General features: G+C 38.0%; 18 protein-coding genes. 10 read left to right on the forward strand and 8 right to left on the reverse strand.

Going from position 1 to position 24,325, the window contains the following annotated elements; all coding sequences use genetic code 11:
* Positions 1-15 precede the first annotated feature (15 nt).
* Both IPK35_18830 and IPK35_18835 read right to left on the reverse strand, forming a co-directional pair.
* Positions 16-1,722 (reverse strand): GMC family oxidoreductase, encoded by a 1,707-nt coding sequence (locus IPK35_18830; protein ID MBK8055264.1) that lies wholly within the window; start codon positions 1,720-1,722, stop codon positions 16-18.
* A 118-nt stretch (positions 1,723-1,840) separates the two neighbouring features.
* Positions 1,841-2,716, reverse strand: a complete 876-nt coding sequence (locus IPK35_18835) for a TIM barrel protein (GenBank protein MBK8055265.1) — start codon at positions 2,714-2,716, stop codon at positions 1,841-1,843.
* Positions 2,717-2,881: 165 nt separating this feature from the next.
* Here IPK35_18835 and IPK35_18840 point away from each other — a divergent pair, with 165 nt between their 5' ends.
* Positions 2,882-3,643 carry a DUF1835 domain-containing protein gene (locus IPK35_18840; protein MBK8055266.1) on the forward strand — a complete coding sequence of 254 codons (762 nt, stop codon included), beginning with the start codon at positions 2,882-2,884 and terminating at the stop codon, positions 3,641-3,643.
* 305 nt (positions 3,644-3,948) lie between these two features.
* A complete protein-coding gene (locus tag IPK35_18845; GenBank protein MBK8055267.1) occupies positions 3,949-4,311 on the forward strand; it encodes a DUF1304 domain-containing protein in 363 nt (120 codons plus the stop codon).
* Positions 4,312-4,385: 74 nt separating this feature from the next.
* Here the strand turns inward: IPK35_18845 and IPK35_18850 are convergent, their stop codons facing one another.
* The 3 genes from IPK35_18850 to IPK35_18860 all read right to left on the reverse strand — a co-directional run bounded on the left by IPK35_18850 (position 4,386) and on the right by IPK35_18860 (position 9,448).
* A complete protein-coding gene (locus tag IPK35_18850) occupies positions 4,386-4,919 on the reverse strand; it encodes a ferritin (GenBank protein ID MBK8055268.1) in 534 nt (177 codons plus the stop codon).
* A 187-nt stretch (positions 4,920-5,106) separates the two neighbouring features.
* Complete coding sequence (locus IPK35_18855) at positions 5,107-6,561, reverse strand: aminotransferase class V-fold PLP-dependent enzyme (GenBank protein ID MBK8055269.1); 1,455 nt, start codon at positions 6,559-6,561, stop codon at positions 5,107-5,109.
* 250 nt (positions 6,562-6,811) lie between these two features.
* Positions 6,812-9,448, reverse strand: a complete 2,637-nt coding sequence (locus tag IPK35_18860; GenBank protein MBK8055270.1) for an AAA family ATPase — start codon at positions 9,446-9,448, stop codon at positions 6,812-6,814.
* A 150-nt stretch (positions 9,449-9,598) separates the two neighbouring features.
* Between IPK35_18860 and IPK35_18865 the strand changes: the two genes are divergently transcribed.
* Complete coding sequence (locus IPK35_18865; GenBank protein MBK8055271.1) at positions 9,599-10,309, forward strand: ComF family protein; 711 nt, start codon at positions 9,599-9,601, stop codon at positions 10,307-10,309.
* Positions 10,310-10,510: 201 nt separating this feature from the next.
* On the opposite strand, the gene IPK35_18870 is transcribed toward IPK35_18865, so the two are convergent.
* Genes IPK35_18870 through IPK35_18880 form a run of 3 tightly spaced genes read right to left on the reverse strand, consistent with a single transcriptional unit; the run spans position 10,511 to position 12,770 of the window.
* Positions 10,511-11,083, reverse strand: coding sequence for a hypothetical protein (locus tag IPK35_18870; protein ID MBK8055272.1), 573 nt, complete (start codon positions 11,081-11,083; stop codon positions 10,511-10,513).
* A gap of 35 nt (positions 11,084-11,118) precedes the next feature.
* Positions 11,119-11,622, reverse strand: a complete 504-nt coding sequence (locus IPK35_18875) for a shikimate kinase (GenBank protein MBK8055273.1) — start codon at positions 11,620-11,622, stop codon at positions 11,119-11,121.
* Between the two features lie 29 nt (positions 11,623-11,651).
* Positions 11,652-12,770 (reverse strand): endonuclease/exonuclease/phosphatase family protein, encoded by a 1,119-nt coding sequence (locus tag IPK35_18880; protein MBK8055274.1) that lies wholly within the window; start codon positions 12,768-12,770, stop codon positions 11,652-11,654.
* An 805-nt stretch (positions 12,771-13,575) separates the two neighbouring features.
* Here IPK35_18880 and IPK35_18885 point away from each other — a divergent pair.
* The 7 genes from IPK35_18885 (at position 13,576) to mqnB (ending at position 24,108) form a co-directional block, all read left to right on the forward strand.
* Positions 13,576-16,545, forward strand: coding sequence for a SusC/RagA family TonB-linked outer membrane protein (locus IPK35_18885; GenBank protein ID MBK8055275.1), 2,970 nt, complete (start codon positions 13,576-13,578; stop codon positions 16,543-16,545).
* Positions 16,546-16,576: 31 nt separating this feature from the next.
* The gene (locus IPK35_18890) at positions 16,577-18,037 is read left to right on the forward strand and encodes a RagB/SusD family nutrient uptake outer membrane protein (protein ID MBK8055276.1); all 1,461 of its coding nucleotides are present in this window, start codon (positions 16,577-16,579) and stop codon (positions 18,035-18,037) included.
* A gap of 43 nt (positions 18,038-18,080) precedes the next feature.
* Positions 18,081-19,556 carry a SusF/SusE family outer membrane protein gene (locus tag IPK35_18895; protein MBK8055277.1) on the forward strand — a complete coding sequence of 492 codons (1,476 nt, stop codon included), beginning with the start codon at positions 18,081-18,083 and terminating at the stop codon, positions 19,554-19,556.
* A gap of 81 nt (positions 19,557-19,637) precedes the next feature.
* On the forward strand, positions 19,638-20,717 hold the full coding sequence (gene aroC / locus IPK35_18900; protein MBK8055278.1) for a chorismate synthase: 1,080 nt from the start codon (positions 19,638-19,640) through the stop codon (positions 20,715-20,717).
* Positions 20,718-21,128: 411 nt separating this feature from the next.
* On the forward strand, positions 21,129-22,913 hold the full coding sequence (locus IPK35_18905; protein MBK8055279.1) for an ABC transporter ATP-binding protein: 1,785 nt from the start codon (positions 21,129-21,131) through the stop codon (positions 22,911-22,913).
* Between the two features lie 67 nt (positions 22,914-22,980).
* On the forward strand, positions 22,981-23,334 hold the full coding sequence (locus tag IPK35_18910) for a DUF3276 family protein (protein MBK8055280.1): 354 nt from the start codon (positions 22,981-22,983) through the stop codon (positions 23,332-23,334).
* A gap of 48 nt (positions 23,335-23,382) precedes the next feature.
* Positions 23,383-24,108: a futalosine hydrolase gene (mqnB, locus tag IPK35_18915; GenBank protein MBK8055281.1), complete on the forward strand. Its 726-nt coding sequence runs from the start codon at positions 23,383-23,385 to the stop codon at positions 24,106-24,108.
* Positions 24,109-24,325 lie beyond the last annotated feature (217 nt).

Raw genomic sequence — 24,325 nt, forward strand, 5'->3', positions numbered from 1 at the left:
CAAAATACTTTTAAATTATAAATTACCTTTTTTAAGTTCTTCTACTGCAAAGTTTGCAGCTCTTGCAGTAAAAGCCATGTAAGTGAGCGATGGATTGACACATGCTGATGATGTCATAAATGAACCATCTGTGGCAAATACATTTAGCACAGAGTGTACCTGATTCCATTTGTTGAGCACAGATGTTTTGGGATCCTTACCCATTCTGGCAGTACCCATCTCATGTATACCCAAACCGGGATTGTATTTATTTTCCCATGTCTGAACATCTTTCAGTCCTGCGGCTTCAAGCATTTCAGCAGCGGCTCCAGGCATATCTTTTCTCATTTCGAGTTCATTGGTTTTTAGCTCTACATCCATCACCAATGTAGGCAAGCCATATATATCTTTGAGGGCTTTGTTTAACGATATTTTGTTGTCGTGGTAAGGCAGCATCTCTCCGAAACCATTGATGCCAAATACCCAATCACCAGCCTGACCTATCGCATCCTTAAGTTCTTTTCCATAATTGGCTTCTGCTACATATCTTCCCCATCCTTCTCTGCTACCACCTCCCTGATATCCATAACCTCTTATGAAGTTGGGCATTTTGGAAGCTGCGTCAATATTTCTGAATCTTGGTATATAAATTCCATTGGGTCTCCTGCCATGATAGTACTTATCCTTAAACTCGTCAGAACGCCCCCGGGCCCCAAGGCTAAAATGATGGTCCATCACATTGCAACCCAGCTCTCCGCTGTCATTTCCAAATCCCTGAGGAAATCTGTCTGAAGTGGAGTTGAGAAGAATCTGAGCCGTTCCAAAAGCCGAGGCACACAAGAAGATGACTTTGGCATAATATTCCTTCACTTCTTTTGTCTCTGAGTCAAGTATTCTGACACCTTTTGCCTTTTTGCCGGATTCATCCAGGATGATGTCGGTGACGATGGAGTATGGTCTCAGAGTCATATTACCCGTAGCTTCGGCTGCGGGTAGAGTAGCGGCATTGCTGCTGAAATAGGCTCCAAATGGACACCCACGCATACATCTGTTTCTTGTTTGGCATGTACCTCGTCCGTTATGACCCCCTTCTGAGGTGATATGCGCCGTGCGACCGATCGTCATATCCCGACCCAACTTTTGTTTGATTCGTTCTTTTACTTGCTTTTCGAGACAGTTGAATTCCATAGGAGGCAAAAACTTGCCATCCGGAAGCTGCTTATATCCTTCATTTGAACCCGAAATACCTGCAAAAGTCTCCACATAATCATACCATGGGGCTATATCTTTATATCTCACAGGCCAGTCTACGGCGATTCCATCTTTCAGGTTGGCTTCGAAGTCCATATCACCCAACCGATACGATTGTCTACCCCACAATAGGGATCTGCCTCCCACATGATATGCTCTGATCCAGTCGAAAGGTTTGGTTTCCGTATATGGGTGTTCTGTGTCCTTGGGCCACCAGTGCTGATACGCCGGTGTGATGGTGTACCCGGTTCTTTCCTGAATTTTGTAATCCTTCATTTCTTCAGGCGTCAATCGGTTGCGGTTTGGCAATTCCCAGGTTTCGAGATTTGCAGTAGGGTAGTCAAGATGCCTGACCATTCGCCCTCTCTCCAAAACCAGAGTTTTTAATCCTTTTTCGCATAGCTCCTTGGCTGCCCATCCGCCACTGATACCTGAGCCCACTACGATAGCGTCATATGTCACTTCATTTTGTCCTTCGCTGTTGAAATACATTTTTATGGCTTTTGGCTCTCAGTCATTTGCCTTGAGCATTTTAAAAAATTAATGGATAAAAGTACTGCTTGATTTGATAAAAAGTTTCCGATTTTCAGGCACAGTAAAAATTCAATTTTTACACATCACAGATTCTGATGGCTTTCTCAAGAGCCTTTTCTTTTTCTTTTTCTGTCTTACCTGTAGGCAGGAATTCCTGAGCAACATATCCCTTATATCCGGTTTTTGCGATGGCCTTCATGATGGCTGGATAGTAGAGTTCTTGTGTTTCGTCTATTTCATTCCGGCCGGGAACACCTGCTGTATGATAGTGGCCAAAATATTGATGGTGGTCTCTGATCGTCCTTATGATATCGCCCTCGCTGATCTGCATATGATAGATATCGTACAGCAATTTAAAGTTAGGTGATCCGAGTTTTTTACAAAGTTCAATGCCCCATTGGCTGGTATCACACATATAGTCTTTATGATCTACCTTACTATTGAAGAGTTCCATTTGTATGATCACTCCTTTTTTTTCTGCAAGACCTATTATTTTTTTCAGACCTTCTACACAAGTATTCATACCTGTCTCGTCCGCCATTCCATTTCTGTTACCACTGAAGCATATAAGATTTTTGTATCCGGCTTTGGATACCAATTCGATGTGTTCTGTATAATTTTTTATCAATTGCTCATGATATTGTTTGTCATTCCAACCTTTGGTCAGGCCTATTTCTGCACCATTGCACATAGATGAATCTATTCCGTGCTTTTTGAGAATATCCCACTCCTTGGGACCTATCAGGTCGATAGCGTTGAAGCCCATCTTTTTTACAAGGAGACATAATTTTTCGAGAGAAAGATGGCCATATGTCCACCTGCAGACAGAATGGTTGATGTTATTTTTCAGTTTACTATCCAATGTCTCCGGAAGTGAGTATAATGTACTCCCTGCTGTGATCATGGCACTTGCTGCTATCATGCTGTTTTTGATTACCTTTCGTCTGTTCATTGTGAAAAATGATTGTATTTAAATATGGTGGCGAAAGGTATTTAATTCTGAATTAAAACAGATAATTATGAACAAAAATTTTATAAATAAAAAATCATATGAGCCGGAGTTTTAAAACATTAGATAATAAACATCGGTTTTAATGTGCATTAAACTTATTCAAACTTGAATACATACCACATTTTAAACGGAGATTGTTTGGCTGATAAGCTAAAGAAAACAAACTTGAATCATAACTTCATTATATTCAGAGAGTGTCTGATAGCAGGAGATGTTGATGCTTCAAATATTAATGAACTATGGGAAATTAGGGCAAATTTTATTGCAGGATCATATGATACCACCAAAGAAATGTATTTTGAACATACGGTAAAGGAATTTGAAAAGCTTAACTCATTGCCCGATTGTGCAGACGTGTGCCTGTGGTTTGAAGATGATTTATTTTGTCAGGTCAATATGTGGTTCATTTTGTCGTACCTTGCCGAACAACCGACTTTGAATCTTTTCAGAATATTTCCTTTAATAGTCGATGACAAGGATCGTTGGAAAGGATTTGGCCTGTCCCAACCTGAACAACTTGAACAAGCATATGACTCAAGAGTTAAGTTTTGTGTATATGATATATTGTTGGGAAAAAATTTATGGAAGGCATATTGTTCTAATGACCGGGAGCAGCTTAAAATATTATCAAAAACGAACTCCACATGTTTCAGATATCTTGAGGAAGTTTGCCAGGCGCAATTGGATAGATTTGCGGACGATGGCAGTTTGGATCGACCACATAAACTCATTAAAGAATTAATAAAATCTGGTAATAGTGATTTTGATGAAGTTTTTTTTGAATTTTCAAGCAGGGAAGGCATATATGGCTTCGGAGATTTGCAGGTAAAAGAGATGATAAAATACTTTTTAGATCAAAGTAAATAAGATGTTTAAATTTTTATTGCCTTAAAATCAATGTATTATGTACCTGACTTCAAAACAATCGCCTTATTTAGCTCGCGAAATGCGTTGATTATTTTATTGCCAGAACCATAATCTCTTGATTTACAACTAAGAAAAATTTTAAACATACTCTAATGGGTTAAAATATGTAGTTCTTATGACAAAGTGAAATCGTTCCGAATAATTTATTTTTCGACTTTCTGGCGCATACTAAGTAGAAAAGCTTAGTTTTACATTTCATACAGTGGGTGTTGTCCAATAAATTAGAACCAATCAATATTCAAATAATGGTCATAGCGAGTAAAATTCTCATTGCTTTAGTTGCTTTAGAGCACTTATATATCCTGTACATCGAAATGTTTGCATGGGAGACTATAGGGAGAGCAGCCTTCAAATCTATACCAAACAACCTGTTCAAACCTACTAAAGTAATGGCGGCCAATCAGGGATTGTACAATGGTTTTTTGGCTGCAGGCTTGTTTTGGGCTATCTCCATCAGTGATGCAGATTGGTCAAAAAACGTTGCAATTTTCTTTTTAACCTGTGTAATTGTAGCAGGAATTTATGGCGCATATACAGTGAGCAGAAGGATATTCATCTTTCAATCTGTTCCTGCTATAGTTGCATTGATTGTTGTGCTATTGAGCTAATGATTCAATGTAACAGTTGTAAGGTAAGACTTTTACTATAAGTACTTACACAGAACAATTTGTAAAAATAATTCCTACTCACCGCCACCTGCTGCTTCGGCGGCGATGACTTCCTGATTTATTTTTTCTACTTCCTTATCTATGTAATAAAGACTTGCTCCACCTTGACCAATGATTTTTATCCTGTCCAGGATGGTTCTGATCACAGCTTCTTCTTCTCTTTGTTCGTCCACATACCACTGTAAAAACTGTTGAGTATTGTAGTCATTTTCCTGCTGCGCCAGGAGCAAAAGATTATGTATCGATTGAGTAACTGATCTTTCCTGATCAAAAACCTTGCTGAATGCTGTCTGTATACTCTCATAATCTAAAGGGGGCTGAGGTATCGCAGATGTCTTTGGGTGTACTCCTGATTCGCTCATATATTCGTATATCTTCAGCATGTGCATCCTTTCTTCTTCCGACTGACGCATAAAGAATTTTTTGCAACCCTGCAAAGCCTGATCATCACACCAGTAAGCAAGTGCAAGATAAAAATTGGATGCATATCCTTCATATGCTATTTGGTTGTTGAGTGCTTCCTGTATTTTTGGACTTAGATCTATCATTACCGAAATTGATTTTTTTGTTGTTAACTGAATAATTACGTATTAACTTATGCTAATGTAAATTGTTTTAATCTTATTCCCGATGTCTATAATTTAGAATTAATCTACTTACAAAAACGAATTAAAAAATCTAATAAACTGACATTTACATATTAAATATAAATTTAATTTAAATTTTATACAATCGCTAACTCATTGATTTTTTAAGTTGATGTCCTATGCTCAATACCTCTTGCACAAGTATATCAAAATCTTCTCTGATACTTCTATGGTTGGTGATAGCCACTCTGATGGCGTATCGTCCATTCAATATAGTCGAAGATGGTGACGCAATACCTTGCTCCTGCAGAGACATGACGATCTCTTTGTTCAGTCTGTCAAGGATGACTGGATCCGATATCTTTTCCGGTTCGAACCTGAAACATACGATATTTAACGGTACCGGTGCCAGAAGCGATAGTTCTTTGTTTTGAGTTATAAGTTTGGCCAGATATCTGGCCTGCAATATGTTTTTTTCGATTTGATCCGCATATTTCTGCATCCCGTTTTCCATGATACTCATCCAGACTTTAAGTGCCTTAAAGCCACGTGATAGCTCTATACCATAATTGTTAAGGCTTTCGGGGCCTGCGGCAAGACCACGTTCATGGTTCAATAGATATGACGGCTGTATGTAAAATGAATCCTGATGAGAATTTTTGTTTTTTATCAGGACGCATGCCACTTCATAGGGCATATACATCCATTTATGTAAATCAAATGCAACACTATCAGCATCCTCAATATAACGAAGTTGAGTTTGATACTCAGGTACTAATTTGGCCAAAGCTCCGAATGCACCGTCAATATGAAACCATAGATTGTATTTCGTGCAGATATCTCTGATCGACTCCAGATCGTCAATAGATCCTGTATTGACCGTGCCTACATTGGCAACAACACAATATGGGAGATATCCCTGAGAAATATCCGATTCGATGGCTTCTATCAATAGATCTGTTCTGATTTTATATTCTTCGTCGACTTTTATTCGTCTCAGATTTTCTGAACCAATTCCTGTGACTTCCACCGCCTTGGTGATACAGCTATGTGTTTCTGTACTGGCATAAATTACAGGTTTTTGATCCATACCGGCAAGACCGTTTTTTCTTACAGACCCCAACATTTGATTGCGGGCCACAATAAGGGCTGTGGTGTTGGCCAGTGATGCACCACTGACCAGCATTCCGGATGCTTCAGCTGGAAAACCCATCATTTCCTTACACCAGTTGATCACCTGAGCATCTACATACACTGCACTTTGTTCGCCTATCGTCACGTTTGGGTTCATAGCGGAAGCCAGCATATCTGCCATCACACCCGTGATAGTGCCTGTACCCTGAACCCAAGCCCAAAATCTCGGATGAATATTTCCCTTAGTGTAGGGAAAAATATGTTTCTGAAATGTTTTGTAAACAACATCTAAAGGCATACCGGAAACAGGCAGTTTTTCCTGAAGCGCAGTTTTGGAATGATCGGGAAAACTTTGCCAAACAGGACGTGATCTTACATCTTTAAGGTAGTCAATGACATCATCCATCATTCGATGGCCTGTCTTTCTTATGGTTTCCCAGTCTTCCGGGTCAAGTGTGTTATCTGTCATTTTTTGAATTACTAATGAATAATTACAAATGAAAAATTACAATGTCGTTTCGATAAGGAATTTTTCTTAGTTTTTACCCTATCTAAATCTTTCTCTTACAAGGGTAAGACTTCATAAAGATATCTTAACTAAACGACTTTGTGAATAAATAATTACGAATTACGATCTTTTTTGGCTTTAAAAATAATATTACATATACTGAACTGTCAGCCTTTTATTCCGCTGATTTTCTAGTGTACTTTATTCATACTTAATTATCTCTGCTTCGGAAGCCGATGGTTTTTTTATCTGTGACTTCAGCTTCTCTGATTTGAGTCAGAGTAGAGAGATCTTCAGGTTGTATGGTAAAATGTATCGTTTTTTTTCTCACATTTTGGGGCATAGATGCCAGTCTGAGGTTTTGATTCTTAATGATTTCCTGTATGATTTTTCTGACATCACGCGCATTTCCAAAATATTTATCCCTTTTGTGATACATATCTTTTAGTACCGCGTGCAGTACATCTTTTGCTTTTTGAGATAAATGATACCCTTCATCAGTAAGCATGCTGTGCCCAATAGATTCAAGTTCTGTTGTGGTATAATCTTTAAATTTGAGTGTTTTGTCAAATCTGGAACTCAAACCCGGATTTGCTTTCAGAAATACTTCCATATTGTCCGGATAACCCGCTACGATTACAAAAAACTTTCCTCTCAAATCTTCCATCCGCTTCAATAAAGTCTGAATGGCCTCATTGCCAAAGTCTCCCTGAAGGCCATTAAAATTGCTGAGTGCATAGGCTTCATCGATGAATAATACGCCTCCTATTGCTTCATCGATTTTTTCACTGGTTTTAATGGCTGTTTGACCTACAAATCCGGCTACAAGGCCTTGTCGGTCAGTTTCGACTATATGTCCGCGTTCAAGGATTCCTAAAGCTTTATATATCTTGGCCAGGATACGGGCTACTGTGGTTTTTCCTGTACCCGGATTACCGACAAGCACCGTATGAAGTGAAAATGCTGAAAGTACATTTTTGCCCGTCTCTCTGTAATACCTCACAAGATTGGCCATTTCGGATATCTGAGTCTTAATATTTTCAATACCGGTCATTCTGTCGAGTTCACTCAAAGCTTCCTTGAGTAAGGCTTCATCTACAGGAATATGAGGCAAAATGTTTAGCGATTCGGGCTTCAGGTCAACTACGTCAGATACCTGTATTTCTGATAGTTCGGCTTTTGAAAGCCGCAAAGGATTTTTCCTCGCCATGACGCGCAGGGCCATATTGAGTTTGGCTTTTTCGAGCAGGTCATGTACAAATCTTGCATTTCCAAAAGACTTATCTCTGTCTCTGTATGCATTGATGATGATCTCTTTTATGATTTCCAGACTTTCCGGTGTGAAGTGTATTTCTTTGCTTTCTGCTGAAGTTGACGCAATTCTGATCAATTCCTGAGGTAGATAATCAGGAAATTCATAATAGTGCTTAAATCGTGATCTGAGACCAGGGTTGGATTGGACAAAATTTTTCATCTCTTTGGGATAGCCGGCCACAATTACGGCGAGGTCGCCTTTGCCATTTGACATTTCTTTGATCAAAATTTCGATCACTTCACGACCGAAATCTTTACTGTCATCATTGGTTCTGGCCAATGCGTATGCTTCATCTATAAAAAGTACGCCACCTCTGGCTTTTTCAATGACTTCCTTGACTTTGGGTGCAGTTTGTCCTATATATTCGCCTACCAGTTCTGCCCTGTCGACTTCAGTTACATGTCCTTTTGAAAGAAGCCCCATTTTTTTATAGAGTAGCCCCATCATTTTGGCTACTGTAGTTTTACCCGTTCCCGGATTTCCGGTAAATACTGAGTGAATATCGGTTTTTTCGATTTCTTTAAATCCTTTTTCCTTTCTTAGTTTTAAAAACTCAAGATACCTGGCATGGTCTTGCACCTTTTTTTTGATTTCTGAAAGCCCGATAAGTTGATTCATTTTTTCAAAGACATCTTCAAAACTTTCTTCAGTTTGGTCCAAAGTTGTGAAAACCTGACTTCCATTGCCTGGAATTATCACTTCTGCTGCACCTTCGATGTTTTCATCTGCCACTTCAAACTGCACAGCGGCTATCAATGTATCCATAAAAACGATCTCAAGGCTGTAAAATCCTGTTTTCCACGATCCCTTTGTATTGGCACCCCAGCCGGCTGTAATTTTGATAAATTCATCTTCCTTTTTGACATTCTGCAGCCTGGTGACCTGACCTTTGAGGTCCCGGCTTTCGTTATAAAATCTCACAAACAGCTCACAGTGCCAATGATCAGTTTTTATCTTGTTCTCCAGGATTATTTCACTATAGATATATCGCGTCTCCTCACCTGAAAATGTATGGTAATAAGTCCTGTCTTCTTCCATCACATCATCATATTGTCCTTCATAGAGTTTTACTGATTGGAGTGATACATAGGGTGAAAGACTATCTATATGGGTATTTTCTCCGATATCTTCCACATAAAAATATTTGGTACTTGCTTTTTCTCCATTTATCCAGGCTTCCCAATAATAGGTGCCTTTTTTCCAGAATGATCCTTCTTTTTTATTCCCCCAACCTTCTCTGATGAAAACTACATTGTCAAATTTGCTTATTTTTTTCTTGAAGTTCAGAGCGCAGACTTGTTTTTTATTATTTTTTATTTCATAACATCTCAGTTCAATATCAGCATCCCATGTATCTCTGTCAAATAGTTTGTTGTAAAAAGATAACTCCGCATAAATGTATGTAGTCTCAAATCTGTCAAAGACTTGCCTGTATTTTTTTTTATTGTCAGCAAGCCATTCAGTAGATGAATAGACCCTGAGTTCCTTAAATTTATAATTTTTACTTTCAGACGACTGATTTTGCTCTTCCATCATTTCTTTTAGTATTATTAATAAACATACTCTAATACGAAAATACACTCTTTGAAACAAAAATCAATATTCCTGAAACATTTTTCTAATTATTTTTTGAAAATATAATAAATACATCTTATTTTTGAAAAAAACTTTTTGACAATCATCATGTCCAAGATAGTCACCTTTATTAAACTTTTGCCAAGTGATCTGTTTCACACACTTTTTCCTGATATTTGTCTTGCTTGTGATACACAACCCAAGATTAGGCAAGGTGACTTTTGTGTCGAATGTTTGCATAAAATGCCTTATACTGATCATTTTTCTCTACCGGATAATGTTGTAACAAAACATTTCAAAGGTAGAGTTAAACTGGAATACGGGGCAGCTTTATTGAGGTTTAGAGAAGGTGGTATCGTTCAAAACATGCTCCATAAGCTGAAATACAAAAAAAGAAAAGAAATAGGAGAAATATTGGGAGAAATAGCAGGCCAAAAATTGATGTCTTCACCTCTTTTTCAAAAACCGGACTTGATTATTCCTATACCCATTCACTATCTTAAAGAGAAGAAAAGAGGATACAACCAAAGTAGTATTTTTGGGAAAGCTGTGGGCAGAGTTTTGGGCGTGGAGTGCAGAGAAGATATCATTATAAAATCAAAATGGTCGGAATCCCAGACTGGTAAATCCAGAACGCAACGTGTTGATAATGTGGAAGAAGTTTTCGAGTTGATCAAACCTGAACTTATCCAGTCAAGGCATGTACTCATAGTGGACGATGTGGTGACTACCGGAGCTACTATTGAGGCATGTTGTATGAAATTGAAAGCATCTCAGGTAGGTAAAATGTCCATCTTAACTATCGCTGCTGCCAGTTAAAAATAACAAAATTTATTGCTATTGCTCAAAAGTAGCCTAAATTTATGACATGATTTTGAATGTAAGCCATCAAATGTAATGTGAATCATTTTGAAATGTATTTCAAGAACGGTCTGGATTTTATATGTAGTTAGTTAGTTAGCTTGCTGACAGACACTGCAAACAATGTAAGAGAATCCTTCTCTTACCTACCCGCTGTATTTACAACCCAAATTGCCAATTATCCTGACTACCTTTGAATTGATACCTTTTAGTCGTGGAAGATAAACCTATGACCAATCCGCCAACCACTTGTATCCCGCTGGCAATGAGCAGATTTTTCCGATGACCTTTTTCGACAAATATAAATGTATTTAGAGCCGTCAGGGCGCCTCCAATCAATAGAAGACCGCCTGTGGCACTCATCGCTTCATTCCTTTTTCTTTTTCTTTCCGATTTAATGATTTTCAATAAAGCAATATCGTCTTTGGCAAAAGTCTTTTTATAATTCTGATTTTGCCAGTCATACGAAAGTTGGGTTTGAAATGCTGCTTCCTTGCTAAATACCTGAATCTTAGTGACATCAATGGTAATACTGTCATTGACCATAGAAATTAATCTTCCTGTGACCAACGAATAATTGCAAATGTTTTTTGAAGGCAACTCCTTGCTGATATACACATCAAGAATATCAGTATGAGATATTTTCTTTTTTCCTGTTTGATTGAAAATTGAAAATTCCTGGCCTTGTGCTTGAAATCCAAGGCAGATTAGAAAGAATGTGATAGTTTTCATAAAATATGATTTTTATTTTTTTTTGTACAATTACACTAAGAATACAACTTCACAATGATCTTTTTTACAATTTCTTCCGGCATCCCTGCCGCCTTGATTTTGATGACAGACTGTTCATAATATGGTTTGCGGATTTTCATCAGATCACTGATCGTTTTTTTGACCTGGGGTTTTGTTTTGCGTTTCACCAAAGGTCTGTTTTGGTCCTGCCATATACGATCAGTGATTTCATCTGTACTTGCTTTCAGATACACCGTTTTTCCTTTTTCATTGAGCAATTTCATGTTTTCATGAAAACAAGGCAAGCCGCCACCTGTGGCCACAATGGCACTTGAAATTTTCCATGTAGCCACCAAAGTATGCTCTGCCTGCCTGAAATAAGGTTCCCCTTTGGAAGAAAATATATCTTTGACTTCCATGCCTTCTATACTTGAGATGATCTCATCTGTATCAAAAAACGGCAGTTGCAACTCTTCAGCCAGTAATTTGCCTATGGTAGACTTTCCACTGCCCATCATACCTGTCAGAAATATAAGCATAATACTCTTGTATTTATCAGGCTTAACAATTAATTCATTTCAATTTTGGTCAATACTCCGTAATGATCAGAAACAGTGCCGATGACGTTTTCTGTAAATATTATTTGCGATGCCTTGACTTTGATTCGGTCATTTTTTTTCAGGAATATGTAGTCAATCCGTCCCGGCAATGAACCACCTACGGTGTAGTATTTGCTGTTTGGTGGAGTTGTATTTGCATCCGGATTCTTTTCAAGGAATGTGTCGGTATATTCGCCATTATTGACCATAGTATTATATCCTTCACTATATGGAAATGCGCTGGTAGGATTTCCATTAAAATCTCCACAAACCATTGATACTACATTACTGTTTGATTTTTCCTTTTCACTGACCATTTTTTTCACTGCTTTTATTTGATTATTTTGCTCTTCATCTTCAGCAGAAACTCTCCAGTGCAGATGAGCAGAAAATATATTGAATTGTACATTTTTCCATCTGTATCCACCGAAAATTACTTTCCTGCTTGTGATATCATTCTTTGATGATGCTGCAGAGACCAATCTTGCTTCGTGTTCCAGGAGCTCATGTTTTGAAATGACACAGACACCCTCTTCATAAATCTGCCATCCGTAATGTGCCCAATCCCACACCATATTGTATTTTTGTTTATATTTTTTATTGATGATTTCTGTAATCTTGATAGCCATGTTATCATTTCTCAAGGCTCCGGAGCTGATGGGTGCATTTCTGTTTTGGGCACATTCCTGAAAAGCTACAAAGTCAACATCAAGCTTTCCTATGACGTCTGCCACCATATACAATTTTTGATTTTGTTCTGTTTCCTGGTAGGTGTGCAGATTGATTGTAAGTATAGTCAGTTCATTTTCCTTTTTATCTAAGAATTCATTCTGAATATTAGCAAATGAAGTCTCTGAATAATTCAAGTCAACAACAATTGAATCGGTAACTATGATTTCGGTCAGGCTGAGCATTTTGATAGTGATAGTATAGGTACCTGGTAGATTGTATTGATGTTTTTTAGTAAATGTACTTAAGTCAGTCTTGGACAAATAAGAAATATCATCATCACCCCAATGAATTTCTGCGCCTTGGACTTGATTTTCCTGATCGGTTACAACTCCCTTCAACTCCACATTCAAACCCATTTTTTGGATTTCAAAAGATATAGAAGGACGATTGTCTGTTTTTTGGCAACATAACAGACAAATGATACATATAAAGCTTAAACTAGTATTTCTCCACACTATATATAATTGCAATTTTTGTTAAAATTGATAATATCTGAAAGATCCTTTTTGAGAATTAAGTTCAAAGATAGGCAAATTAATGATTTTCATTTTCTTTTTTCGGAGTAGGTGTGTATAACAGCACTTTTTCAGTGTTCTTTTTAATAATTGGTAAAAAACGTGGTTGAATTTGGGTGGGTCGTCTCAAGCGTAGCTTGACAGGCTCTTTAGGGAATGAGGGTAGCGAGGAAGAAAATATGAATTTGTGCAGTTTGTTATACAGACTCGGAACAGAGTAGGTGAAAGAGTATGTTTGGATTACTATGTTTTAGCGAAAAACAGAATATTTTTGTTTTACAATCAGAAAATTTAATGCAATTTATCTTTCGGTTATACAGAATATATTAAATAATATCATATGTATATCTTATTTATATTCAATAAGTAATTGAATTGATGTATTTTTCAGTAAAGTCTTCGTATAAAATCTTAAAAAAAAGTTAAATAAAAAGTGGCAAAATGGTAAAAATTTTCGTTCTATTGATATACTAAGTAAAGTTAAAGTAGTATCTTTACGGAAAATTTAAAAGTGTCATTTTGACACGATGATTTTTTAAATTATTAGCCACATGAAACGTTTAGGGTCGGATGTATCCTTTATTTTATTTGATTTTCATGGTTTGTGCTATTAAAGATATGGCTTTAAAAACAAAATAATAAACACATGGAAATCAAGTTAAAATCTAAAAGTTTTATTTTAATTTTGGCGGCATTGTTTTTTAGCGCATCAGCTGCATTTTCGCAAAAAACTATCAAAGGTGTAGTTAAAGATGCTTCAAACAATGAAACACTCATAGGCGCCAATATTCTTATCCCAGGTACTTCTATCGGTACTATTACTGATCTGGATGGGGCTTTTACTCTGGATGTGGCCAGTACAGACAAGACGATTGAAATTAGTTACACAGGTTACACCACTTATGTATTAAATTTAACCAATGAAAGTGAGTATACTATACTACTTTCACCCGGTCAAATCATCGAAGAAGTTTTGGTTATAGGTTATGGTACCATCAAGAAGTCAGACAAAACAGGTGCTGTAACTTCAGTAAATTCTGGTGAGCTCAACACAGGTCGTCTTTCTGATCCGATAGAAGGCCTTCAGGGTAAAGCTGCCGGTGTTACCATTTCAAAACAAGGTGGTGACCCCAACAGTGGTTTTTCAGTAAATATCAGGAGTGCTTCAAGTTTTACCTCAGGCACAGGACCATTATTTGTCGTGGATGGTGTACCGGGTGTAGACCCCACTACGATTGCTCCTTCCGATATTGAATCTTACAACGTACTGAAAGATGCATCTTCCACGGCTATATATGGATCAAGAGGTGCCAATGGTGTAGTCATCATCACTACAAAAAGTGCTTCTAAAAAAGAAGGAGATAACTTAGTCATCGATTATTCATCTCAGGTATCTATAGACAATGTTGCGAGAAGATATGACCTATTGACGGGTGATCAAATAAGAGATTTTGCTAAAAAAACGGGACGAACATTTATAGATAATGGTGCAAACGTGGACTGGCAAGACGAAATTTACAGAACAGGATTGACCCAAGATCACAACTTGTCCTTTATGAATGGAACAAAAAATGCAAGTTTCAGAGCTTCTATTTCTCATATGAATATAGAGGGAGTCATCAAAGGGTCTTCAAAAACCAGAAATATCGCAAGACTAAACTATACTCAGAAAGCTTTTGATGATGTTGTTACCATCAACACAAGATTAGCGGGAACGATAGAAAAAAATGATTATATCAATTATGGCGGAGGTTCATCACCGACCAATGTAATTTATCAGGCTCTCCGAAGATCTCCTACTGACAAAACGCACAATGACAATGGTACCTTCTACGAAACAGATAGATCTTTCCAGTATTTCAATCCTTTGGCCATCATAAACGACATTCAAAATGAAAGAGATGCCAAAAGACTGCTCGGAAATATCTCCGTAGATGTAAACTTCCATAAAAATGTAAAAGGATGGGTGAATTTAGCTTATACCAGAGATGATGATGAATCAATATACTTTGAACCTAAGTCTACTGCATCCAATCAAACAAGCGGTTTTGGTCGAAGGTCATACAATAACAAAAACAACCGACTTTTAGAAAGTACCTTGACGTATGTAAATACATTCAAAGAGAAACACAATTTTTCATTGATGGGAGGATATTCATGGCAAATAGATCAATTCAATGGATTTCGTGTTTCAGCCAGAAATGCTACTTCAGACTATATTGGTGCTAATAATCTTGGAACTTTCCTTGATTTAGAAACAGATAGGCCTTTCGGATATAAAAGAGAGGATTTATTGATTTCATTCTTCTCACGTGCCATGTACGATTATCAGGGCAAATATCTGGCATCACTTAGCTTGAGAAGGGACGGGTCGAGTAAGTTTGGTGCCAACAATGATTGGGGTTGGTTCCCTTCAGCATCTTTCGGATGGAATATCATTGAAGAACCTTTTATGAAAAATCAGAAGGTATTGGACTTGCTAAAACTCAGAGTAAGTTATGGATTGGCTGGTAATCAGAATATTCCAAGTGACGCTGAGAAAATTTTATTCGGACCGGGAGGAGTTGCAATAAATCCGGAAACAGGGGCTGAAGTTATCAATTATGTTGTCTCAGGTGGTACCAACCCAAATCCAAATCTGAAATGGGAAACCAACGCTGAAACAAATTTTGGGATTGACTTTGGTCTTTGGAATAGTAAGCTTTCTGGCTCTATCGAATTATATCAAAGACGCACCTATGACCTGGTATATGGATTTCAGGTACCGGTACCACCAAATAAACAACGAACTACAATAGGTAATGCAGGAGAGATTAAAAACCAGGGTATAGAACTTACAGCCCAATATTTTGCAATAAATAAGCAGAATCTGAAATGGAAATCTCTTGTAACATTCAGCACCAACAGGCAGGAAACGGTCTCTTTGGGTAATGAAGAATTTCCGTTAGGAGAAATTCCGACTCTATTTGTCTCAGGTAGAGGATTGGTAGGTGGTATTAATAATGCTCAAGTGATCAGACCAGGTCTCGCAGTGGGTACATTTGTAATGCCGGAATTTGCTGGCTTGAGCGATGATGGCAAATTTTTATTCTTAACTGCTGCAGGAGGGGTGACCAGAGATGTATCAAAAGCAGAGAGAAGAGTTGTAGGTAGTGCTCAGCCTGATTTTCAGCTTGGATGGTCTAACTTTTTTAATATTGGAAAAAATGTAGATATCAGTTTTTCATTACGAGGGATCTTTGGTTACGATGTGTTGAACGTCACCAGAATGGTATTTAGCAATCCTGCGGATCTTCCGACTCTAAATGTTCTTCAGGACGCTTTAACCGAGTTTGACAAAGGTCTTACATCCAATCCTACACTGAGTAGCTATTATCTGGAAGATGCCAGTTTTGTAAGATTGGACAATGTTTCAGTTGGGTACAATATTCCTGTGAAAAACAAGTTTATAAAAAATGTAAGATTTTATGCAACAGGAACAAACCTTCTTTTGTTCACCGGCTATAAGGGAATAGATCCTGAAATATCATTTGGTGGTTCTGAGTTTGGTAGAGATCAGTATGATGTTTATCCACGTACCAGAACGATCACATTTGGACTGAATGCTAAACTTTAATTTAATAAAAAAATAATAAATTTTTCAAGATATGAAAAAGTTTTTAGTGTTATTTATTTTAACAAGCACATTTGCTTGTACTAACCTGGAAGAAAATATTTATGATAGAATACCGAGTGACAGATTCCCTGAAAACGCAGATCAGGCAGCACTTAAGGTCCTTCCTGCTTATAGGGAATTGAGTGACTTAATTGATGATGCCGGCTGGTGGTTTTGGGCTCAGGAAGTGACAAGTGATGAAATAGTTTTTCCGGTAAGGCTCACAGACTGGGAAGATGGTGGCAAATGGTATTTGCTGCATCAGCACCAATGGACCAACAATATAGATGCTGTCAATAGCATGTGGTCAAATCTTTATGATGGTGTGACAGAAGCCAATAGAGCTATTGATGAGCTGGAAGGAAGTAAAGACCTTGTCACCGTAGCAAAATTGAAAACTTTGAGGGCTTTTTATTATTATCTTCTTATTGATAATTACGGAAATGTGCCATTAGTGACTTCATTTTCAAAAGCTGACAAACAGCCCAAAAAGACTGATAGAAAAGTAATTTATGACTTTATTGTAAAGGACGTCAGAGAGAGTTTGCCTTCATTGCCTGCTTCAGCTCAGAAGTTTGCGGTTTCCAAAGGTATGGCTTATACATTGCTTGCAAAATTGTATCTCAATGCCGGTATTTATACAGGAACACCTGCATGGGCTGACGCTGAAAGATATTGCGACAGTGTCATACTCAGCAATACATATACTTTGGAAAGTGATGCATTGGGGCCTTTCAAAACCAATAATGAAAATTCTCCTGAAAACATTTTCACAATACCTTTTGATGAAAAAAATCTTCAGGGTTTCAGACTACATATGCGCACCTTGCATTATCAGCACAATCTTACTTATGATATGCCGGTTGGAACCTGGAATGGTTTTGGAGCAATAGAAGATCATTACAATACATTTGAAGATATTGATGCCAGGAAAAAGGGTTTTATAGTGGGTCCACAGTTTGACTCCAAAGGCCAGGCTTTGTTTGATGGAACTGCCGGAGCTCCGGTAGTGATCAATCCTAAAATTCCAAAACTGATCATTGATGGTTCTTTTTCTTTCCAGCAAATAAGAATGTCTGGGGCTAGAGTTGGTAAATTTGAGATAAAAAAAGGAGCTCTTCAAAACCTGAGCAATGATTTTCCGTTATTCCGATATGCAGATGTGCTCTTGATGAAGGCTGAAGCATTAGTGAGACAAGGTAAAAACGGAGATCAATTTATCAATCAGGTAAGAAAAAGAGCCAAAGTCTCTGATTTTAACAATGCCACTTTACCAATGATTTTGGCTGAGAGAGGCAGGGAAATGTTTTGTGAAGGACACAGAAGACAAGACTTAATACGTTTTGGTAGGTTTTTGGATGCATGGTGGGAAAAACCAGCTTCTGATTCAAAAAGAACAACCTTTCCTATACCACAGTGGGCAATAGATGCTAATCCAAATTTAGCTAATTAATTTTGTAATTTTATCTAATTATTAATTGTATAAATATTAAATCATGAAGTCTTTAAAATTGAATTTTTTATCCAAAACACTCTCGATTTTATTATTGATGAGTTTTGTTTTTGTTAGCTGCAGTGATGATGATCCTGATGATGTTACCCCTACTCCAAAAGTGGAAGATGGTGTATATATTAAAGGAGCAGGTACTGCATTTGCTGAATTCAGCACCAAAGCACTCTTCAAAGTTACCAGAAATGAAGTCCTGCAGAAGGACAGACCTGAACTATTGGAGGTATTTATGGCTATTAAGAAAGGTACTGATGGGTTCAACATAATAGATGTGAAAGGTACCACTCAGACTGTGTACGGACCAGGATCCGACTGGAAACTTGAAGCAACCCCAGGAGTTGATGATCCTAAGGATGGACTTTGGAAAGGCAATCTGGCTGCAAGTGCGAGCAAGTTTACTGTTCCTGAAGATGGGTTGTATCACATTGTTGTGGACTTTGGTGTTAAAAAAGTAACCATGGCAAGAGTGAAGTGGGGCGTCATCGGTGGTGCAACTCCAGATGGTTGGAGCGGTAGTACAGCAATGACACAAAGTGCTTTTGATCTCAACAAAATTTCTTTCAAAGTAGAGAAATTGGTATTGCTTAAAAATGAGTGGAAATTCCGTTATTCCAGTGGATGGAAAATTGAACTGGATGCGAATCTAGATTTAGGTGGAGGGCAGAAGGGAGTCAAAGTTAATACTAACTTAGGTGGTACACTTAGCGCGCTTGTTGCAGGTGGCGACAATATCAAAAATGATGTATATGGTGAGTATACCGTAGAACTCATCTGGGAAGCAGGAGTGGGCTATAAAGCTACTGCTACTAAAACGGGTGAAGGTCCTATACTGGCTGCATATCCTGACAATCTTTATGTGATCGGTGATGGCGTAGGCGGCTGGGAATGGAAAAAGAATGATATTCAGTTGATTCCGGTTCATTCAAATCCTCATCTCTTCTGGAGAATCGTTTGGTTAGAAAAAGACAAAGGATTTAAATTCTCTCCTGTTCAGGATTGGAAAGGTGATTTTGGTCAGGACAAATCAGCTCCAGTAAATGGTGTTTACAAAAAAGGAGGTGATAATGTACCTGTTACCGGTGCTACTGGATACTACATGATTGTCGTCAACTTAAAGACTGAAACCATAGAAGTGGTAGCTCCAAATGTATTTTTAATAGGTGATGCTGTAGCTAATTGGGATGCTGCTAACCCTGCCAATAAATTTACAGTAGGTACAGATATCAATATTACCAAGGCATTAACAGCTGATAAAGAAATCAGAATGCACGTAACTTCACCTACCATGAAAAATGAAAAAGGTGACAAAGCTTCTGACTGGTGGCAATCAGAATTCATCGTACTGAATGGTAAAATTGAATATAGAGGTAAAGGTAATGATCAGGCTAGAGTTAAATCTAAAGCAAGTGGTAATACTACCATAAAACTTGACTTCAAAGCAGGTACCGGTACTATTCAGTAAGTATTGACCTTATTATCAAGCAATATAAAATGCCCAAAACGAATTTTTTTCGTTTTGGGCGTTTTTTTCTACCTTTGCACCATGGCAGCAAATACTTTCGGCGAAATATTCAGGGTGACTACTTTCGGAGAGTCGCATGGTAAAGGTATAGGATTAATCATAGATGGTTGTCCTGCCGGTATCAGGATAGATGAGAACTTTATTCAGGCTGAATTAGACCGAAGGAAACCGGGGCAATCCAAAATCGTCACCCAACGCAAAGAAAATGAAAAATTTGTCATTCAGTCCGGCACTTTAAATGGAGTATCCACAGGAACACCCATCAGTATATTTATACCCAATACCGACCAAAAATCCAAAGATTACAGCCACATCGAAAATATATTCAGACCATCCCATGCTGACTATACCTACCATACCAAATATGGCATACGGGATGTGGCAGGCGGTGGTCGTTCTTCAGCACGAGAGACTGCGGCACGTGTAGCAGCCGGAGCGATCGCAAAGACCATATTGCAGGATGCCGGTGTCAGGATCACTGCCTATGTAAGTCAGGTCGGCCATATCAGGCTACCGCACCTGTATGATCAGAATCTTGAAACCATTGAAGGCAACATCGTCCGCTGTCCGGATCCAGTGATAGCGCAGCAAATGATCGATCTGATCATGGAAGTAAAAAAATCCGGAGATACTGTCGGTGGAATGGTGACTTGTGTTATCACAGGGTGCCCTCCAGGACTTGGAGCTCCTGTTTTTGATAAGTTGCACGCAGACCTGGGTAAAGCCATGCTCAGCATCAATGCAGTCAAAGGTTTTGAATATGGGTCAGGATTTGAAAGTGTGCGCATGAAAGGTTCAGAGCATAATGATTCTTTTGTCAATGTAGGAGGAAAAATAGTGACTTCAACCAATCATTCAGGTGGTATCCAGGGCGGCATAAGCAATGGCATGCCCATCAACTTTAATGTCGCATTCAAGCCTGTGGCCACTATTGTACAAAGTCAGGATACCGTTGATGCTCTGGGGAATACGGCTGTTGCTGATGGTAAAGGACGTCATGACCCATGTGTAGTGCCGCGCGCCGTACCTATAGTAGAAGCTATGGCTGCCCTTGTATTGGTGGATCACTTGCTGAGAAATAAGGCCGTTAAGTTGCAGTGATAAGTGTGTATAACAAAATAGAAGTTATTTTCTCTAATAAAGAAATTTGTTACTAACTTGTCCTTCCTAAGAAAGAAGCCTATATATCAAAAATATATTACAATAGCTGGGGTTCCCATTTTTGCACTAAAATTGTTTAAACTGCCCGCTACCCTCATTCCCCTAAAGGGGAGATCAGCCCGTTGATGGAAAATATTGGGTGGGGCGGCTTAAGCGTAGCTTGACAGGCTCTTTAGAGAATGAGGGTAGCAGCGCATTTAAATATTGGTGCAATTTGTTATACACACCAGTGATAATGTAAACATTGAAGTATTAAAATTTTGGACCAAAGTATCAGACTATGAATTTATCGGCTCATTACTAAACAGTTTCGGGCCGACGGATGTTAGTAATTCTTAATTCTTAGCTCAATTGAAGCAATTATTTACTCTCAACAGATTTTTTGTAAAGTATAAGTGGCATCTTATCCTCGGTATCCTCTTCGTCACGGGTTCCAATTATTATGCTATACTGATTCCCCAGAAAGTGAGAGAGGCTCTGGACCTTGTTCAGCAAAAAATTGCTGTTTACAAGGAAATCAATCCGTCTCTAAAGGATGCATTTTATGATGAGCTGGGTCATGCATTATTGATTTTTGGGTTGGTTGTCACTGGCTATGTGATACTCAAGGGATTACTCATGTATTTTATGCGGCAAACCATCATCGTCATGTCGAGATTGATTGAGTATGATATGCGAAAGGAAATTTATGGACATCTCCAGACTTTGGATCAGACTTTTTACAGAAAGTATCAGACGGGAGATATCATGGCCAGAATTTCTGAAGATGTTTCGAAGGTAAGAAACTATCTCGGTCCGGGATTACTTTATGGGATTAACCTGATTTCATTGTTTATCATGACGATATACGCCATGTTGCAGGTAGATTTAGTTTTGACACTTTTTGCATTGCTGCCTCTTCCTATCCTTTCGATATCTATTTACTACGTAAGCAATCTGATCAATGAAAAAAGTACACTTATACAACAGCAACTTTCAGCTTTGAGCAATACCACTCAAGAAACTTATTCTGGTATCCGGGTAGTAAAATCATATGTAAAGGAAGACCAGTTTTCTGAATTTTTCGAAGCTCAGAGTGAAGAGTACAAAAACCGTTCACTGGCACTTGCCAAGATCGAGTCCTACTTCCAGCCTTTGATGACGCTACTGATAGCATTGAGTACACTGCTAGTGGTCATGGTAGGTGGCTATAGGGTGTACTCCGGCCATCTTACCCCGGGAAATATTGCAGAGTTTATTCTTTATGTCAACATGTTGACCTGGCCGGTGACGGCGATCGGCTGGATTGCCTCAGTCATACAAGAAGCTGAAGCATCACAAACGAGGATCAATGAAATCATGAACATCAAATCAGAAATCACCAATAGTAGTTCTGAAAGCTATCAGATAGGAGGTGAAATCGAGTTCCGAAATGTAAGCTTTACTTATCCCAATACCGGAATACAAGCATTAAAAAATGTAAGCTTCACTCTAAAAAAGGGCGAAAAAATGGCTATCATGGGCAAAACTGCATCGGGAAAGACTACCATTGCAGAATTATTAACCCGGATGTTTGACGTCACTGATGGACAGATTTTGATTGACGGAAAAGATATAAGAGAACATAATATTTCTGTTCTCAGAGATAGAATTGCCAATGTACCTCAGGATGTATTTCTATTTTCAGATACTATCAAGGCCAATGTTGCTTTCGGACATCCTGAGGCAGATTTGGAAGAAGTTGAGAATTATACCCGCCACGCATCAGTTTATGAAGATATCACAAAATTGCCAGATACATTTGACACAATGGTAGGAGAGAGAGGAGTTACTTTATCCGGAGGCCAAAAACAGAGGGTATCTATAGCGCGTGCTTTTATCAAAAAACCTGATATTGTGATCCTGGATGATGCTTTGTCTGCAGTAGATACCGCTACCGAACAGACCATTCTTTCATACTTTCAGGAATCATTGAAGGACAAAACAGCTGTCATCATTACTCACAGAGCCAACAACCTACTCAATTATGATAAGATCATCGTCCTGGATCATGGGATTGTAGCTGAAGAAGGAACACACGAAGAATTGGTCAATCAATCAGGATTTTACAGTAGTATCTTCCGTCAACAAATGATGCATCAAAATTATCCGGTTTAGAAAAAAAACAAATAAAAATTTTGATGATTCTAAACATTGTTTATATTTGTCCTATCATATATAAAAAATACTTAAAGTGGAACGAGACGAAAGGGGTAAATTTGATAGTGTCTATACCGCAAAAATAAAAGCTGGAAAAAGGCGTACATATTTTTTTGATGTCAGAAAGACCAAAGGTGAGGACTATTATGTCACACTTACTGAAAGCACAAAAAAGTGTGATTCTGATGGCTACGAAAGACATAAAATATTTCTTTACAAAGAAGATTTTAATCGGTTTCTTGCCCAACTTCAGGAAACTATCGATCATGTAAAAAAAGACCTGATGCCTGATTTTGATTATGACCAATATGAAAAAAGACAAGCTGAATGGGAAGCTTCTCAAGATGGAAAATCTGAAAAAGACGATTCGGACTGGTAATTCTGTTGTCAGGATTGTAGTTAGTATCCTAGTCAATAACATGGTCCCATGAATATACTTTTGGTAGCTGCTACTGAAATTGAAATACAGCCATTTCTTGGTTTTTATGCTATCAGCCAGACATCTGCTCATCAAATTTCTATCGATCCGAGTATCAATATCTCAACTTTGGTCACAGGCCCGGGTTTACTTAATACCGTATTTCATCTTACTCAATATATCGCGCTCAACAAAGTAGATCTGGTCATCAATGCAGGAATAGCAGGAGCGTTTGATCCCAAGGTTCAAAAAGGCACTATCTTTAATGTATATCGTGATACTATAGCTGATATGGGAGCAGAGCATGCGGATGGCAGTTTTCAGGATGTCTTTGAGATGGGACTGATGGATCCAAATGAGCTTACCTGCAGAGATGCCTGGCTCTATCCAATCGATTGGAAACCAATGGATCAAATTCGTACCGCAACATCAGTCACTGTCAATAAAGTGAGCGGAAGTCTGTCATCCATCCAAAAGCTAAAGCAAAAATATCAACCTGATATAGAATCTATGGAAGGTGCAGGGGTGTTTTATACTTGCAATATGCTGAAAATCCCCTCATTACAAATAAGAGCAATATCAAATCATGTTGAGCCCAGAAACAAAGCCAATTGGGATATCCCTTTGGCAATAAAAGCATTGAATGATTATTTGATTGAATTCATTCAGAGGATGCACACCAAACAGAATATTGATTTCAAAAATCAATGTCGTTTAGTTAAGACCATATTATGAAGTCCTTCCTTTCTAAGGGAAGGATTTAGGATGGGTAAAAACAAATAAAAATACTTTAACTAAACGACATTGTTTCAAAAATTTATAATCATAATTATTTAATTTGATCGCATTTATTTGATTATTAGCGAATTGTGATTTAAATTATCATTATGTTATTTTTAGTCCATTTAATTGTCAGTTGGGTTAAAAAGTATAATTTTGCATTCTAAATCTA

It is taken from the genome of Saprospiraceae bacterium (assembly GCA_016713025.1).
Classification (GTDB): domain Bacteria; phylum Bacteroidota; class Bacteroidia; order Chitinophagales; family Saprospiraceae; genus OLB9.